Source organism: Halorubrum saccharovorum DSM 1137, assembly GCF_000337915.1.
GTDB classification, from domain to species: domain Archaea; phylum Halobacteriota; class Halobacteria; order Halobacteriales; family Haloferacaceae; genus Halorubrum; species Halorubrum saccharovorum.
Map to the genome: position 1 here is coordinate 69,878 of NZ_AOJE01000005.1, position 15,857 is coordinate 85,734.

Genomic DNA, 15,857 nt, shown 5'->3' on the forward strand with positions numbered 1-15,857 from the left:
CCCCGAGGTCTCGGATCAGCAGGCGACGCGCACCTGCCTTTGCGGCTCCGGCTCCCCGACCGGCCCGCTCGGACCGACCGCCTGCTCGACGTGGAAGACGGTCACGGACGCGAGGCTGCGGTCCGATCGCTCACAGACGTACGCCGCCACCGGCCGATATCGCGCCTCTCCGGCGTTCTTCATCCGGAATCCGAACTGGTGCCAGAGGGTCGTCGGGTACGTCTCGGCCGCGTCCGGCGGTCGGTCGTACGTGACCGCCCGCCCGTCGCGAACGTCGATCGATTCGCCCGATTCGAGCGTTCCTCGGACGACGTACCAGCTGGAGGCGTCCGGCGGGTTCGGCGCGAAGAACGACCAGCTCACCTCCGACAGTTCGCCGGCTGATTCCGACGCCGGGAGGTCGACGAGCCCGACTCCCGCGGCCTGCCACCACACGAGCGCGAGGAAGAAGCTCACGAGCACCAGGGTAGCTCCCACCCGGACCCCGCGGCGAACCCGCGACGGATCCGGCGGGGCGGTGTCGGCCGCGCCGTCGCCGCCACTTCGGTCGACTCCGGTCTCGTCTCCGCCGTCACTTCGGTACGGACGGTCCGCCTCCGCGGGTCGATCGGATCCGCGCCGCTTCGACGCGACCGCCTCAACGCGGTCCCAGGCCCCTGGCGGGAAAAACAGGAGGAGGACCGAGATCATGACGAACGGGAACACGCCGAGCCGCATCGTCGCGGCCATGCCGATGTGTGCGGAGACGAACGCGAGGGCGACGCCGACCCTGAGCCGCCCGGTCGCGGCGATCAGCAGCACGGACGCCGAAAGGAGCGCGACCCAGAGCCAGTTCACCGTCGCGAGAACCGCGGCGTGTTCCGAGACGAACGGTCCCAGTCCCACGGTGAACTCCTCTAACTGGAAGATCCGAGGGACGGCGATACCCGACATCCACGCGTCGCTCCGGAACTTTGAGACCGCGTTCGCCGCGTAGATCGACACGAGCGTCAGGAGCGTGACGGCCGTTCCGATAGAACAAACTCGCGGAGCGACGCCGCCCGCTCGCTCGTCGGTCCCACGCTCGTCGGCCCCACGCTCGTCGGCTCCTCGTTCGTCGGCCCCTCGTTCGTCGGCCCCACGCTCGTCGGCCCCTCGTTCGTCGGCTCCTCGTTCGTCGGCGTCGTCCCGATCGGTACGGCCGCTCCGGCGGCCCGCACTGACCGACCAGCGAGCGTCGAGCGGGAGAAAGAGGCTCAAAAACAGGACCACGACAAGGATCGTGTTCCCGCCGTTGATCACGTACGGGTTCCGAGCGTACAGCGACGCGAGCAGGACGAGGGAGAGGACCGTCGACGCCCGCGTTCGATAGCCGACGAGCAGGCAGACTGCGGCGCAAGCCCCGACCGCGAGCAGTCCCGTTTGCACCCGCGCCGAACCGGACATCGCGTGGATCGAGACGGTCTCTAACAGCGGGTATATCTCGGCGAGCGTCGAGCGGGGAAGGACGCCGTCGTCCGTGTAGAACGCGCTTACCGCGGGAATCCGATAGACCAGCAGGTCCGCGAGAAGGAAGAGCGCCACCGCGATTCGGAAGGCGCCGAGGGCTCTCGGGTCGATCCCGAGATGCGGCGTGGCGCGCTCGCGGAGGGACTCGCGCACCGCGGCGTATCGGGAGCGCGCTTTCGAGAGGCGCTGGCCTGGTTGCGTCATTCGGTGGTGTGAATGGAACGATGTGATCTCAGTGATAAGTGCTTTGTCGTCCTCCGCGCCGTCACGCGCAACGCCCGACCCTTTCGCAGTTTTCAAGCCCGCCCGCCGTGAGGTTCCGACAATGACACGCACGGTCTGGGTGAAAGCCGACGGCGACGTCGGCGACTGGGAGGCGCGCAAGCGACGGATCACGGCCGCCATCGAGGCCGGCGCGGACTGGGTGCTCGTCGACGAGAGCGACGTGGGGCGCGTCCGCGACCTGGGCGACATCTCGGTCGCCGCGTTCCGGTCGGACGCCGACGTGATCGACGACGCCGAGAGCGACGCCGAGGCCGACGCCTACTTCGTCGGGAAAGGCGGCGAGGGCGACGGCACCATCGACATGCCCGAGGACCTGTCGGGCTCCGCGGACCTCACGACCGTCCGCCGGCGCGACGACCGCGCCCAGGGCGTGTACGTCCGAGTGCTCGGCACCTGTCTCTTATACACATCTCTGATNTCGCCGAGGAGGCCGCCACCGACGCCGAGTTCACGGTGGTCGTCGGCGAAGACTGGTCGATCATCCCGCTGGAGAACCTGATCGCGCGGGTCGGCGAGGAGACGCACCTCGTCGCCGGCGCGACCACCGCCGCGGAGGCGAAGACCGCCTTCGAGACGCTGGAGATCGGCGCCGACGGCGTTCTCCTCGACGCCGACTCGCCCGACGAGATCCGCGGCGCGGTCGACGCCCGCGACGCCGCCGACCGCGAGACGCTGGACCTCCGACACGCCGAGGTGACCGCGGTCGAGCGCACCGGGATGGCCGACCGCGTCTGCATCGACACCGGGTCGCTGATGGACGACGACGAGGGGATGTTAGTCGGGTCGATGTCGCGCGGGCTGTTCTTCGTCCACGCCGAGACCGCCGAGTCGCCGTACGTCGAGTCGCGCCCGTTTCGCGTGAACGCCGGCGCCGTCCACGCGTACGTCCGCAACGCCGAGGGCGGCACCAACTACCTCGCTGAGCTGACGAGCGGCGACGAGGTGCAGGTCGTCGACACCGCGGGCCACACCCGCGAGGCGATCGTCGGGCGCGTGAAGATCGAGAAGCGCCCGATGTTCCGGATTCAGGCGGAAGTCGAGACCGAGGAGGGCGTCGACCGCGTTGAGACGCTCATCCAGAACGCCGAGACCGTGAAGGTCGCGACTGCGGACGGGAAGAAGGCGGTCACCGACCTGGAGGAGGGCGACGAGGCCCTCGTCTACTACGAGGACGTGGCGCGCCACTTCGGCGAGGCGGTCGAGGAGAGCATCATCGAGAAGTAGCGGGGTCGCCCATACGCTCGACCCCACTATAGCGAGCCGGCCCTCGGCCGGCGAGCAGCGAGACCGACCGCACGGGAAGTCCCGTAGGCGAACGGCGGAACTGCGAGCGCCGCTATCCCGTGATCGAGAGCGCGTTCACGAATACGCGTCGTCGAACTCGCGCTCGCGTCGCATCAGCTCCTCGACGCCGTGTTCGAGGATCCCGCGTCCCATTCCGGTCGGCCGGTAGTACGTGTAAAATCCCTGACTGTCGGCGGTCCGTCGCTGACGCTTCTCTACGAGCCCGACATCGACCAGTTCGCTGAGGTGGTAGTGGAAGTTAGGCGGGTCGGCGTCGACGACCCGTTTCAGGTCGGTCGCGCTCAGCTCGTCGTTCGCGACGAGCGTTCGGAGGATACGGAATCGGGTCGGATGCCCGATCGCCTGCTGCATCGCGAGGTACTCGTCGAGCGTCAGCCCGCTCTCCTCCGGGAGCGGCGGCTCGGGACGGTGAATCTCGCCCGGAGACCGACGATCTGTGTCACCCATACGTTTCTCATGAAGGCGATAGGCCGCGGTTCACTTAATCGTTCTCTAGTAGAATAATTTTGAAAAACCCGATATTTATATACTATCCGTACGGCACGACTACAGAGATGCGGGATCGAATCGTCGATGCGCTTCCGCGGTCAGACGGGGATTCGGAGGCCCTCTCTCCGGTTCGCCGCGATCGGTTCCTCGTCTATCTGATGGGTCCGTATCGGACCTTCGACGTCGACGCGGCGTTGCCGGACGACGCCGACGTGGAACCCTCGGTCCCCTCGTTCGCGATGTGGGACGAGGACAGTGGCGAGTACGCGGAAGACGAGGTTTTGCGACTCCTCCAAGAAACCCGTGAGTGCCTTCGCGATCGGGGGTTCAACGCCTTCCTCGCTATCGACGTCGGTATCGATCTGGAGGAGATGGACGCGGCGACACAGAGCATCGCGTTCGCGCGAGCGAGCAACGTGACCGTCTTCATCGCCCCGCAGGTGGGCGACAACCTCGGCGTCGGGATCGAGATCGGAAGCGTGTTCGAAGATCTGCTGGCCACCGAGGAGATGGAGCGACCTGCGGCCCAGGCGACGCCGCCGGAGCGAGCGCGTCGAATGATGGTCGCAACCGAACCGTCCGTGCGGAGCGCGATGCTCGGATCGGTTCACGCTCGGTGGGACGCCAGCGTGCGAACGTTCTCCGACGCGGCCGACTGCTGCCGTCTCTGTGCACAGTTCAGCACGCACATTCTGAACGAGGAACTGTACGGTTCGCTTCCGAAGAAAGACTGATCTCGGGCGTCTCGTTTACGCCGGGCGTTGCGTTTCGGTGATTGCGTCGATCACAACTACTATCAGATAAATGAATGATCGTCGTCACATGGCTGTCAGTCACGAGACCAGTCGCGTCGCAGAGGAAAACGTCGTCGAACGCGTTCAACACCTCGCAGCGGCCGCGAACCCGGCGTTTGCGGCCGGGTGCTTCCTCGTTCCGCTGGCGTTCCTCGCCGCGAGCCTCCTGCTTTCGAGCACCGAACTGCTCTTCTACACGCACGTCGCCGCGGGTGCGGTGTGGTTCGGGTTCGCGCTGATCTTCCCGGCGCTCATCGGCCCGACGCTCGGCGGGCTCGACGAGGAGGCGACGGCCGCGGTGAACACCGCGCTCATTCCGAAGGCCGTGTTCTTCCTCGTCGGCTTCTCGCTGACGACGGTGCTCTCGGGGACGGTGCTCCTGACGCCCGACCTCGGGCTCGGCTACGGCTTCGCCGGAACGTGGTCGGGACTCGCGCTCGGCGTCGGCTGGGGGCTGTTCGCGTTCGGGCTCGCGGTCCCGCACCGGCTGCAGCTCAGCGCGTACTACGAGACGCTCTCGCCGAACCCGGACGCCTCGCGGCTCGAATCGATCGAGAAGAAGAACCTCGTCGTCGGCCTGTTCGAGGCGGCCGTCATGCTCGGGCTGATCGTCCTGATGACCGGCTTCAGGCTGGGAATTTAACGAGGTGTCGGCGTCGCCGTTTAAAAATACGCCCTCGTAGCGTCCCGGACCACCGAAGACGGCAGACGATTCGACGTCGAAGTCAGGCCGATCGCTCTTCGAATCCCTCCATCACGACGGCGTAGCCGCCGTCGCCCAGATCGCGCACCGTGTAGGTCGTTGGGTAATGTCCCTCCTTCGGGTAGACATCGGGCTGGGGGATATCCTGTTTCTCGACGCCGTCGAGGTGGTTCTCGAAGTAGTCCAGCGTGATCATCGGCTCGACGTAGTTGTTCTCGTACTCGCCGTCGTCGTCCACGTCGGCGACACCCCAGATCAGGGTCTCCTGCCAGTCGCTGGCCTCGTTCCGGTCGTCGAACTCGGGTGCGTCTTCCGGAGCGAGGTGTGCGCCCATCTTGGGGACGATGGCGCCGCCCTCAATGAGCTGGTACCCGTCAGGAATCTTCTCATCCGGAAGGTCTTCGATGACACCCGGGGCAATCTGACTGACGGGGTCGGGCTCGTAGAAGTGATAGTGGAGGTCGAAGTGCGGTTTGTCGTAGACTCCGCGGGGTGTGTGACCTCCCGGGTTCCAACCGCAACCGGCGTAGCTGATCGGCTCCGGCGTGTTCTCCGGGAAGTCGAGGTTGAACGGCTTCGACCAGAAACCGCCGTGGATCTTCATTCCCGTTGCGTCACCGCTCTCGAAGTCCTCGGCGTACGGGAGGGCATCGAAGGTTCCGTCGGCGAAGTGAACGCCGACGGCCTTCGGTTTGCCGGAGGGAGTGACCGAGGAGAACGTCGAGATCTCGCCGTTGCCGATCTCGATCGAATCGCCCCACTCGGTGATACCCTTCGGCGGGAACCCACCGCCGCGGCCATTCCCCGAATTGGACTTCCCCGAATTGGACCCCTTTCCGTTCCCCGGGGCTGCCGTGGTGGTGCCACTGAGTGCGATACCTCCGAAAGCGACCGAACCGATGCTCTGTAGCAAAGAGCGACGAGAGCCGTCTCGCATTCACCTCGATAACGACGGGTTGACATATTGAAACTTAATGAGTTACACAGTATTGAGCGGGCCATAATATTAATAAGATTTGATATTTCTGAGGAGAACAACCGTCTTATTTAACAGTTAATTGAGGAAAATATTGAGAGAGCACAAGGCTACCAGCTCGCCGCTTAACTCGGAGTGTGTGTCAAATCCCGTACAGCTCGCCGTACTTCTCCTCGACGTAGTCAGTGAAGGCGTCCGCCGAGAACTCCTCGCCGGTGGCGCGCTCGACCAGTTCGTTCGTCTCGTAGCGGGAGCCGTGCCGGTGGACGTTCTCGCCGAGCCACTCGCGGAGGTCGTCGAACTCGCCCGCGGCGATTTTGTCGTCGAGGTCGTCGATCTCGCTTTCGGCGGCCTCGAACAGCTGGGCGGCCATCACGGAGCCGAGCGAGTAGGTCGGGAAGTAGCCGAAGTTGCCGTGGCTCCAGTGGATGTCCTGCAGACAGCCCTCGGCGTCGGTGTCGGGGCGGATCCCGAGGTACTCCTCGTACTTGTCGTTCCAGACCTCGGGCACGTCCTCGACCGCGAGGTCGCCGCGGACCAGGTCGCGCTCGATCTCGAACCGGACGACGATGTGGAGATGGTAGGTGAGCTCGTCCGCCTCGACGCGGATGAGGTTGTCCTCGTGGACCTGGTTGAACGCCTGATACGCGTCCTCGACGGTGGCGTCGTCGGTCTCCGGGAAGTGCTCCTGGAAGGTCGGTAAGAAGAGCTCCCAGAACGCCCGGCTGCGACCGACGTGGTTCTCCCAGAGCCGCGACTGCGACTCGTGGACGGAGAGGTCGCGGGACTCACCGAGCGGGGTCCCGAAGTGTTCCTGCGGGAGGCCGAGGTTGTACTGCGCGTGGCCGAACTCGTGGATCGTCGAGCCGATCGCGCCGAGCGGGTCGGACTCGTCGAACCGGGTGGTCACCCGGCAGTCGAACTGGTTGCCCGCGGTGAACGGGTGCGATGAGACGTCGAGCCGACCGCGGTCGAAGTCGTAGCCGACCAGTTCGAGGGTCTCGCGCGCGAGCGCCTCCTGCTCCTCTTCGGGGAAGCTCCCTTCGAAGGTGTCGACGGCGAGGTCGGCGTCGGACTCGCGGATCGCGTCGATCATGGGGACGAGCGTCTCGCGGAGTTCGGTCAGGATCGCCTCCGCGCGCTCCATCGAGAGGCACGGCTCGAACTCCTCGAAGAGGACCTCGTAGGGGTCGCGGTCGGGGTCGATGTGCTCGGCGTACTCGCGTTTCAGCTCGACGTGCTTCTCCAGGTGCGGCGCGAACGTCTCGAAGTCGTCCTCGGCCTTCGCCTCCTCCCACGCCTGCAGGGCCTCCGTCCCGGTCTCGGAGATCTCCTCGACCAGCTCGACGGGGACGGCGTCGGCGCGCTCGTACTCGCGGCGGACCTCGCGGACGACCGCCGCCCGCTCGTCGGTGAGGTCGGCGTCGTCGAGCTCGTCGAGCAGCTCGCCCGTCTCCTCGTCGGTCACCATGTCGTGTCGGATCGACGAGAGCGTCGAGAGCTGCTTCGACCGGGCGGGGGTGCCGCCCTCGGGCATCATCACCTGCTGGTCCCACCCGAGGACGCCGGCGGCACTCCCGACCGTGTTCCAGCGCCGAACGCGGTCGAGGAGGGCGTCGTACGCGGCGGGAGCGTCGGCTGCGTCGGCTTCGTCGTCGGGTGCGGCTTCCGTTGCCATACGCCGGAGATCGGCCGCGGCGGTTAAGAAGGGACCGAACGCGGAAGCCGACACTCTCCCGCCGCGTAACGGTGTCTCGCCGCGTAACGGCGGTCGAGCCCGCCCGGAACGCGACCTATTTCCGCTCGGCCGACGAACCGCCGCCAACAGATGCCCGAAGCCGACGAGTTCCTCGACCTGCGATCCGACACCGTTACGACGCCGTCCGAGGCGATGCGCGAGGCCGCCCGCGACGCCGAGGTCGGCGACGACGTGTACCGCGACGACCCCACCGTCAACGAGCTGGAGCGCCGCGCCGCCGACGCGGTCGGCACCGAGGCCGCGCTGTACGTCCCCTCGGGGACGATGGCCAACCAGATCGCCGTCCACGTCCACACCGATCCCGGACAGGAGCTCCTCCTGGAGCGTGAGTCCCACGTCTACCGGTGGGAGCTCGCGGGCGCGGCGAAGCTCTCCGGCACCCAGACCCGGACGATCGACGCGGGCGAGCGCTGCGTCCCCGCGCCCGAGGCCGTCCGCGAGGGGCTCGTCGACGAGGACCTCCACCGCCCCGGCACCGGGCTCCTCTCGCTGGAGAACACCCACAACTACCGCGGCGGGACGGCGCTCCCGGTCGACCGGATCGCGGCGGCCGCCGAGGTCGCCCGCGAGGCCGACGTGCCGGTCCACCTCGACGGCGCGCGCGTGTTCAACGCCGCGGTCGCGCTGGGGGTCGACGCGAGCGAGATCGTCGCGCCGGTCGACACCGTCTCGTTCTGCCTCTCGAAGGGGCTCGGCGCGCCGGTCGGCTCGATCGTCGCCGGCGACGAGGCGTTCGTCGAGGCGGCCCGACGCGTCCGCAAGCTGTTCGGCGGCGGGATGCGACAGGCCGGGATGATCGCCGCGCCGGGCCTGCTCGCGCTGGAGAACGTCGACCGCCTCGCGGACGACCACGCCAACGCGGAGCGGCTCGCGGCCGGCCTCGACGCCCTCGACGGGGTCAGCGCGCCGGAGCCGGACACCAACATCGTCGTCGCGCACACCGAGGCGTCGGGGATTCCCGCAGCAGACCTCGTGGCGGCCTGCGAGGACGCCGGCGTGGGGTGCGTGGAGTTCGACGAGTACACGACGCGGTTCACCACCCACCTCGATGTCGACCGCGAGGACGTGGACGCCGCGATCGAACGGATCGGCGGCGTGATCGGGACGCTGGCGTAGTTACGGTTTATGAGCGTCACTGGGGTCGTTCACGAGTCATCTCGGAGAACCGATCGACGAGCCACCGGCTCAGCGTGTAGGGCGACCGCCGCTACGGTGCGGACGTTGAAAGGTGACCGCCCCACGCGAACGCGAGACGACCAGTTGTGTCGCACACCGGCGGCCGGTCGAATAGGTGTCGGCCGCTCCGGTACTTAAACCCTCGTTCGTGCGGCTCCGATCGCGTCGGTCGAGACGACCCGTGCCGGACGTGCCGGTCGAGTCAGTCGGGCCGGTGGACCTCGCCCTCGCGCGTGTCGGCGTCCTTCCGGCGGAGGGCAGCGGCCGCGTTGTTGGCGTCGTAGCCGAAGAACACGTCCTTCGCGTACCGCTCCGCGACCTCCGCGGCGTGGATCAAGTCGTCCACGTCGACCTCGACCGCGTACAGCTCCAGCGAGAACGGCGTCTCCGGCGGCGCGCCGTGCACGTCGTAGTCGCCGCCGAGCCGCGAGCGGAACCCCCGGGCGACGGTCTCCAGCCAGTAGGTCGTGGCGTACTCGGTGTCGTACAGGGGGACCACGAACTCGTCGACGTGCTCGGCGAGCCGGTCGAGGTCGAGTCCGGCCCGCGCCCGCAGGTGGCCGGGGTAGGGATCGGGGTACAGCGTGAGCAACACCCGTCCGGGGATCCGGTCGGCCGCGTCGGCGACGAACTCGGTGATCACGTCGGCGCGCCAGTCGTCCCAGTCCTCGCGGTCGCTCTCGGCGAACAGTCGCTCACAGCGGTCACAGTGACAGAACCCCTCCCGCGGGAACCCCACGTCGTCGAGGCGCACGTCCTCGTTCTCGGCGGCGCAGTCCTCGATGATCTCCAGTAACCCCTCGCGGTACTCCGAGTGGGTCGGACAGATGTACGCCCAGTCGAAGTAGTCGCGGTCGCGGGTCGCCGGCTCGCCGCGCTCGTCGACCGGAACGAGGTCGGGATTCTCGCTCGCCGCGGCGTTGTCGCCGAAACACGACACCATGTTCACGGCGTTCGGTAGGGGCGCGGCCGCCCGTCCCGTGACGTCTTTCACCTCGTAGAAGCCGAGGTCGAACGGCTCCATCTCGACCTCGTCGGCGTTGCGCGTGACGACCCCGTACATGCGCGCCGCTACGAGATCGACGGGTAAAAACGGCGGGCATCCGCCCGCGGAGGTGATTGGCGAACGATCCGGCAGAGGGAGCGCGTTGCGCCCCGGTTATTCGACTTCGACCGGCTCCTTGTCGCCGGCGAACAGGAAGTAGGCGAGCGCGACCAACGACAGGACCAAGACGAGCTTCAGTTTCTTGCTCATACTTGACGTGTTGAGCGGCGGGCGCTAAAATCTACCGGAGCCCTCGTCGATTGCGGATGACCTCCCGCCGTCACACGTCGATGTGATCGGCGATGTCCGCGCGGAGGATCGTCGAGCAGTAGTCGCAGCGGACGCCGTCGGCGACCACGTCGAACCGGGTGTCGACCGGCTCGTCGGCGTTCGTGATGCAGTTGCGGTTCGGGCACGAGAGCACGCCCGTCACGCTGTCGGGGCGGGTGACGCGGTTCTTCTCGACGACCTCGAAGTCGCGGACGATGTTGATCGTCGCCTCGGGCGCGATGAGCGAGAGTACGTCGACCTCCGACTGCGAGAGCTCGCGCTCCTCCACCTTCACGATGTCCTTGCGGCCGAGCCGGTCCGAGGGGACGTTCATCCCGACGGAGACGCCGTGTCCCTCGGAGCCGTCGATACCGAGGATCGCGAGCACGTTGAGCGCCTGCCCGCCCTCGACGTGGTCGATCACGGTCCCGTCGCGGATCTTCGAGACGCGAAGCTCGTGGTCGCTCATCGACCCACCTCCATCCCCTCGGCGGCCTCGGCGTTCTCCAGTAAGGTGTCGAGCAGCGCCATCCGCACTGGGATCCCGTTGTGCGCCTGCTCGAAGTACGTCGCGTGGTCGGTCTCGTCGACGTCGGGTGCGATCTCGTCGACGCGCGGGAGCGGGTGCATCACGGTGAGGTCGTCGGGGGCGGCGTCGAGCGTCTCGGCGTCGATCTGATACTCGCCCGCGACGCGATGGTACTCGTTCTCGTCCGGGAACCGCTCCTTCTGGATCCGGGTGACGTACAGCACGTCGAGCTCGTCGAGGACCGGTTCGAGCTCCTCGTGTTCGCGGATCTGCGCGCCGGTCTCGTGGAGGTCGAAGCGGACCGAGCGAGGGAGCCGCAGCGACTCCGGGCTGATGAAGTGCTGGTTGGCGTCGAACTCCGTGAGCGCCGCGGCCAGCGAGTGCACGGTGCGTCCGTACTTCAGATCGCCCATGATCCCGACCGTGAGGTCGTCGAGCCCGTGGTTCTCCCGGATAGTGTGGAGGTCCAGGAGGGTCTGCGAGGGGTGCTGGCCGGCGCCGTCGCCCGCGTTGACGACGGGGACGGAGACCTGCTCCGCGGCCAGCGTCGCCGCGCCCTCGCTCGGGTGGCGGAGCACGAGCGCGTCCGCGTAGCCCTCGATGACGCGGACGGTGTCAGAGAGCGACTCCCCCTTCGAGACCGACGACGAGTCGACGTCGCCCATGTCGATCGTGTCGATCCCGAGGCGTTTTGCCGCGCTGTCGAAGCTCATCCGGGTGCGCGTGCTCGGCTCGAAGAAACAGAGTGCGAGCACGCGCCCGGTGTGCCGGTCCGCGTAGGCGGCGGGGTCGTCGGCGACCTCGCGGGCCCGGTCGAGCACCGCCTCGATGTCATCCCGCGAGAGCTGGGTCGCGGTGATGAGGTGGTCCTGACGCATCGTCGGAGAAGGGGACCGGCAGTATCTTGAATCCCTCGGCTCGGCCCTCGACGAGGGTGTTCACGTCCGTGGATACGGTCGCGATCGGCGGCTTCGAGATTCGCAGAGTGCGGGGCGCGTCAGCACGGTCCGTGCCCGCGGGGACCGGCGGTCGATGTCGGCCGCGCTTATAACCCGATCCGGGCCTAACGGATCGATATGTCAGAGAACGACCCGGCGGACGAAACCGTCAACGACCCGGCCGGCCTGCTTCCGAACGACCGCGTGAAGCAGAGCGCGCTCGACGGCGACGTGACCCAGCTCCACCGCGGGAACCGGTACGGCAAGGAAGGCGACACCTTCGAGATCGACGGCGTGACGTTCGAACTCACCGAGGTGACCGAGCGCACCCTCGGCGACATGACCGACGAGGACGCGAAGCGGGAGGGGTCGCCGTCGCTGGAGGCGTACAGAGAGCGGATGGTGCGCGCGCACGGCGGGAGCTTCGACTGGGACGACGACGCCGACGTGGTTCGACACCGGTTCCGGCGGACGAAGTGAGGACCGGCCGTCCCGTCGAGAGTCAGCCCCCGAACGCGCCCAGGCTCGACTGCAGCTCGCGGTCCGGAACCTCCTCGGTGAGTTCGTAGCCGACGAGATCGCGGGCGTCGACCGCGTACGTCGACCCGCCGCGGTCGAGCACGAGCACGCGCCCCTTCCAGCCCCGGACCGTCCCGGACGCCATCCGCTCCGCGACGGGCCGGTCGTCGAGGTCGAGGCCGTAGTCGAAGGCGAACCGCTCGATCGGGTCGAACCCCTCCAGCAGCGCCTCCCACGTCGTCGCGTCCACGTCGCGGCCGAACCCCGCGAGCTTCGTCGGGACGCGCACTCGATCGACGAGGTCGTCGCGTTCGGCCAGCTCGGCCTCGACCTCGCGCGCGATCCGCCCGTCCGGGTACGTCCGGACGTGGGCCGCGCGGTCGGCGCCCTGCTCGCGGAGCCGGGTCTCCAGCCGCCACAGGCGCGTGACGCCCACCTTCAGCACGTCCGGCGCGAACGCCGCGAGGTACACCGCGTGCGCCTCGCGGCAGTCCATCTCGTCTTTCAGACAGGTTCCCGTACACCGGGCGCAGACCCAGACGTGTCGGTGCGCGTCGCAGTAGGGAGCGTCGGCCGCGTCGCAGGCGACGTGCTCGCCGTCGTGGACGGTCCCCGCGCAGCGGCGGTCGCCGAGCCCGAACGCGAGTTCCGTGCCCGGGGTCGCCTCGACGAACTCGACCGCGCCGCCGCTGGCGACGGTGAGTCCCTCGCCCGACTCGTAGCCGACGACCTGCACGCGATCCCGTAGGGGGAGCCGCGACTTAGGCGCGTCGTCGCCGGAACGGTTGGGAGTCGAGGGCCCCGTCAGTTCCGCACGTGTGTTTATGCCGACGCTCGGCGATGTATCCCCATGCTCAACGCCGCGCTCACTGCCCACACCGTCGACGCCCGTGACGACGCCGGCGGCGACGACGCGATCGACCTCGCGTTAACGGTCCGAAACGGCGGCGACGATCCCGACACCTTACGATTCCGGACCGGCCAGCGCGCCGACTTCGCGGCGTACCGGATCGGCGGTGAGGGCGAGGGCGACGATAGGGAGGGCGTGGAAGACCATAGGGAGGGAGAAGACGATCCCGTCTGGCGGTACGGCACCGGTCGCGTGTTCACGCAGGTGCTCGGCAGCGAGACCCTGGAGCCGGGCGAGTCGACCACCTACGAGGCGACGTGGGGAGATCCCCCTGCGGGACGGTACCGAATCGTCGGCGAGGTGACCGCGGAGGAGAGCGACCTGACCGCGAGTGCCGTCGCTCGGACGGGGCCGTGAGCGCGACCCGACGGGCGGCGGCTCGCTTCTACCTGTCGCCGGGAGACCAGCGGCGGTGGTCGCTGGCGTTCGCGACGCTCGCCGGCCTCCTTGCGATCCCGTTCGTCGTCCACAACCGGGCCAGGTTCGAGGCCGGCGATCCGATCAGCGAGGGGGATGGATCCGGGGACTTCGAAACCCGATGGTGGTTGACACGCCCGATTCGAGCCCGGTCAGTACGGGTAGGGACCTCACGCATCAGTCAGTACGGACGGTTCACCTCCCGATCGGTACACTCAGTCCGTCGAGTCCGGATCCGCATCTGCTTGAAACAGCGTGGAAAAGAGAAGCGCAAGCGCCGTAAGTACGACCACACTCCCGATTACGCGGGCGGCAGTCGGTATCGCCGTCGTGTAGCCGCGGACCGCAACAGCGATATCACCGAGCGCCGCGACGCCGAGTCCGAGTAGAAATACAACGACGAAGAGGAGACGCCGAACTGATTCGAGCAGTTCGTGTGTTTTGGAGGGCATCGAAACCAGTTCGAACGGTGCCGCTGATAATTCCTCCGAACGTGAGAACGACCGACCAACTCGCACTCACCACCGATCAGCCGTTTCGGACGACAGCGCGTCCGAAACAGAGAATTTCAACGGGACTCCGTTCGGGGTTCGCCGTTTCACCCTCGATCAGGGACGCGTCTCGGCGACCTTCCGGATCGCGCCGGCGAGCACGTCGATCCCGATCGCGATGTCGCCTTCGACCACGTCGAACGTGCTCGTGTGATGACCGCCGGGGTGGTCGGTGCCGACGCCGACGTAGCAGGCCAGCCCGCCGCGCTTCTGGACCGACCGCATCAGATAGGTCGCGTCCTCGGAGCCGCCCAGATCGGCGCTGTCGACGATCTCGGTGACGCCCGCTACGTCGCCCGCGACCTGGCCGACGATCCCGGCGAGCGCGTCGTCGCTCGTCGCGCTCGGCGCCTCCCCCTTCGTCGAGACCTCGACCTCGCAGTCGTGCATCCCCGCGGCCGACTCCAGAATTCGGTCTGCGTGGTCGGACATGTAGTCGGCCAGCTCCGTCGTCGCCCCCCGGAGTTCGCCCTCGATGTACGACTCCTCGGGGACGACGTTCGTCGCCGTGCCGCCGCCGACGAGCCCGGCGTTCACCCGGGTCGGCCCGTCGGCGTGCCGGGGGATCGCGTAGAGGTTCTGGACCGCCGCCGCCATCGCCTGCACCGCGTTCCGTCCCTGCTCCGGACGCGCGCCCGCGTGGGACGGCTCGCCTTCGAACTCCGCGAGGAAGTGTCTGACCGCCAGGAAGCCGTCGACGCCGCAGACGACCTCGCCGGAGGGGTGATCCAGGCCGACGTGGACCGCGTAGAGGTAGTCCACGTCGTCGAGGTGGCCGGACTCCGCCATCGGCTTGCCGCCCGCGACCTGCTCTTCGCCCGGCTGGAAGAACACCTTGAGCGTGCCCGAGAAGTCGGAGTCCAGCACCGCGTCGAGGGCTCCGAGCCCTATCGTCGCGTGCGCGTCGTGACCGCACGCGTGCATGTACCCCTCGCGCTCCGATCGGAACCCCTCGGCCGCGGGGACGTGATCGTCGTTCGCGGACTCGGTGATCGGGAGCGCGTCGATGTCGACGCGGAGGCCGACCACGGGGCCGGGACCGCGCTCCGCGACCGCGACGCAGCCGGTGTACCCGCCCGAGAGCCGGTCGACGATCTCCGGGTCAGCGCCCGCGTCGCGTGCGCGTTGTTCCCACTCGGCAAGCTCCTCGTCGTCGGGGACGTTCATCCGGTCGTCGGTCGCCAGCGCGTCCGGACCGACGTACAGCTCCGTGAGGTCGCGCTCCCGGAGCTCCTCGACGATCCGGGCGGTGGTGTAGAACTCGCGCCACGCGGGCTCCGGGTGGCGGTGCAAGTCGCGTCGAAAGGAGCGGTACGCGTCGTCGTCGAGAGCGCTCATACCGGCGGAAGGCCGCGGCCGGGCTTAAACGATCGCGTGGCGAAGCGGGTCGTTCTCGGGAGCGGGTCAGCCGGCGTCGCCGTCTTCGATCCGGTCCGCGTGCCGCGTCAGCGCGGCCGCGACGGTCCGGGCCTGTTCGGCGGTGAGATCGATCCGGTCGGCGTGGTTCGGCAGCCGGTCGACGTCGAGGCCGTCGAGTTCGAACTGGAGTTCGACGCGGTCGGGCGCCTCGTCGGGCACGGAGACGTTCAACACGCCCGAGCCGCCTTCGGTCCAGTCGTGGCCGACGGCCGCCCCGTCGACGAAGTCCAGCGTGGTGTACGCGGTCACCGACGTGATCCGTTCGTTCATCTCGCTCGCGAACC

Annotated in this window: 16 protein-coding genes and 1 pseudogene; 6 read left to right on the forward strand and 11 right to left on the reverse strand. The window is 67.9% G+C overall.

Features of this window, described 5'->3' with window-relative positions; genetic code table 11:
• Nucleotides 1-15: 15 nt before the first annotated feature.
• A complete protein-coding gene (locus tag C471_RS00375) occupies nt 16-1,692 on the reverse strand; it encodes an HTTM domain-containing protein (protein ID WP_049908891.1) in 1,677 nt (558 codons plus the stop codon).
• A 121-nt stretch (nt 1,693-1,813) separates the two neighbouring features.
• Here C471_RS00375 and C471_RS00380 point away from each other — a divergent pair.
• Nucleotides 1,814-2,997: pseudogene (locus C471_RS00380) on the forward strand (3-dehydroquinate synthase II).
• 135 nt (nt 2,998-3,132) lie between these two features.
• Here the strand turns inward: C471_RS00380 and C471_RS00385 are convergent.
• On the reverse strand, nt 3,133-3,525 hold the full coding sequence (locus tag C471_RS00385) for a winged helix-turn-helix domain-containing protein (RefSeq protein WP_004045744.1): 393 nt from the start codon (nt 3,523-3,525) through the stop codon (nt 3,133-3,135).
• Nucleotides 3,526-3,632: 107 nt separating this feature from the next.
• Between C471_RS00385 and C471_RS00390 the strand changes: the two genes are divergently transcribed.
• Both C471_RS00390 and C471_RS00395 read left to right on the forward strand, forming a co-directional pair.
• Complete coding sequence (locus C471_RS00390; RefSeq protein WP_004045746.1) at nt 3,633-4,301, forward strand: DUF7509 family protein; 669 nt, start codon at nt 3,633-3,635, stop codon at nt 4,299-4,301.
• A gap of 88 nt (nt 4,302-4,389) precedes the next feature.
• Nucleotides 4,390-5,004 carry a hypothetical protein gene (locus C471_RS00395; RefSeq protein WP_004045748.1) on the forward strand — a complete coding sequence of 205 codons (615 nt, stop codon included), beginning with the start codon at nt 4,390-4,392 and terminating at the stop codon, nt 5,002-5,004.
• Between the two features lie 82 nt (nt 5,005-5,086).
• Here C471_RS00395 and C471_RS00400 read toward each other — a convergent pair whose 3' ends face one another.
• A complete protein-coding gene (locus tag C471_RS00400; protein WP_193366101.1) occupies nt 5,087-6,001 on the reverse strand; it encodes a hypothetical protein in 915 nt (304 codons plus the stop codon).
• Nucleotides 6,002-6,182: 181 nt separating this feature from the next.
• Nucleotides 6,183-7,718 carry a carboxypeptidase M32 gene (locus C471_RS00405; protein WP_004045751.1) on the reverse strand — a complete coding sequence of 512 codons (1,536 nt, stop codon included), beginning with the start codon at nt 7,716-7,718 and terminating at the stop codon, nt 6,183-6,185.
• A gap of 150 nt (nt 7,719-7,868) precedes the next feature.
• Between C471_RS00405 and C471_RS00410 the strand changes: the two genes are divergently transcribed.
• The gene (locus tag C471_RS00410; protein ID WP_004045753.1) at nt 7,869-8,915 is read left to right on the forward strand and encodes a threonine aldolase family protein; all 1,047 of its coding nucleotides are present in this window, start codon (nt 7,869-7,871) and stop codon (nt 8,913-8,915) included.
• A gap of 262 nt (nt 8,916-9,177) precedes the next feature.
• On the opposite strand, the gene C471_RS00415 is transcribed toward C471_RS00410, so the two are convergent.
• The 3 genes from C471_RS00415 to pyrB all read right to left on the reverse strand — a co-directional run bounded on the left by C471_RS00415 (nt 9,178) and on the right by pyrB (nt 11,697).
• On the reverse strand, nt 9,178-10,038 hold the full coding sequence (locus C471_RS00415; RefSeq protein WP_004045755.1) for a hypothetical protein: 861 nt from the start codon (nt 10,036-10,038) through the stop codon (nt 9,178-9,180).
• 262 nt (nt 10,039-10,300) lie between these two features.
• Nucleotides 10,301-10,759, reverse strand: a complete 459-nt coding sequence (gene pyrI / locus C471_RS00420; RefSeq protein WP_004045756.1) for an aspartate carbamoyltransferase regulatory subunit — start codon at nt 10,757-10,759, stop codon at nt 10,301-10,303.
• Nucleotides 10,756-11,697 (reverse strand): aspartate carbamoyltransferase, encoded by a 942-nt coding sequence (pyrB, locus tag C471_RS00425; RefSeq protein WP_004045758.1) that lies wholly within the window; start codon nt 11,695-11,697, stop codon nt 10,756-10,758. The genes pyrI and pyrB overlap by 4 nt, the downstream gene beginning before the upstream one ends.
• A 198-nt stretch (nt 11,698-11,895) precedes the next feature.
• Between pyrB and C471_RS00430 the strand changes: the two genes are divergently transcribed.
• Nucleotides 11,896-12,237 (forward strand): ASCH domain-containing protein, encoded by a 342-nt coding sequence (locus C471_RS00430; protein WP_004045760.1) that lies wholly within the window; start codon nt 11,896-11,898, stop codon nt 12,235-12,237.
• Between the two features lie 22 nt (nt 12,238-12,259).
• On the opposite strand, the gene C471_RS00435 is transcribed toward C471_RS00430, so the two are convergent.
• A complete protein-coding gene (locus C471_RS00435; protein WP_004045762.1) occupies nt 12,260-13,012 on the reverse strand; it encodes a DUF2797 domain-containing protein in 753 nt (250 codons plus the stop codon).
• A gap of 114 nt (nt 13,013-13,126) precedes the next feature.
• Here C471_RS00435 and C471_RS00440 point away from each other — a divergent pair, with 114 nt between their 5' ends.
• Entirely contained in the window at nt 13,127-13,543 is a 417-nt protein-coding gene (locus C471_RS00440; protein WP_004045764.1) for a BsuPI-related putative proteinase inhibitor, read from the forward strand.
• A gap of 275 nt (nt 13,544-13,818) precedes the next feature.
• Here C471_RS00440 and C471_RS00445 read toward each other — a convergent pair whose 3' ends face one another.
• The 3 genes from C471_RS00445 to C471_RS00455 all read right to left on the reverse strand — a co-directional run bounded on the left by C471_RS00445 (nt 13,819) and on the right by C471_RS00455 (nt 15,843).
• On the reverse strand, nt 13,819-14,055 hold the full coding sequence (locus C471_RS00445; RefSeq protein ID WP_004045767.1) for a hypothetical protein: 237 nt from the start codon (nt 14,053-14,055) through the stop codon (nt 13,819-13,821).
• Nucleotides 14,056-14,211: 156 nt separating this feature from the next.
• Nucleotides 14,212-15,492, reverse strand: coding sequence for an amidohydrolase (locus tag C471_RS00450; RefSeq protein ID WP_004045768.1), 1,281 nt, complete (start codon nt 15,490-15,492; stop codon nt 14,212-14,214).
• Nucleotides 15,493-15,558: 66 nt separating this feature from the next.
• Nucleotides 15,559-15,843: a DUF6360 family protein gene (locus tag C471_RS00455; protein WP_004045771.1), complete on the reverse strand. Its 285-nt coding sequence runs from the start codon at nt 15,841-15,843 to the stop codon at nt 15,559-15,561.
• Nucleotides 15,844-15,857 lie beyond the last annotated feature (14 nt).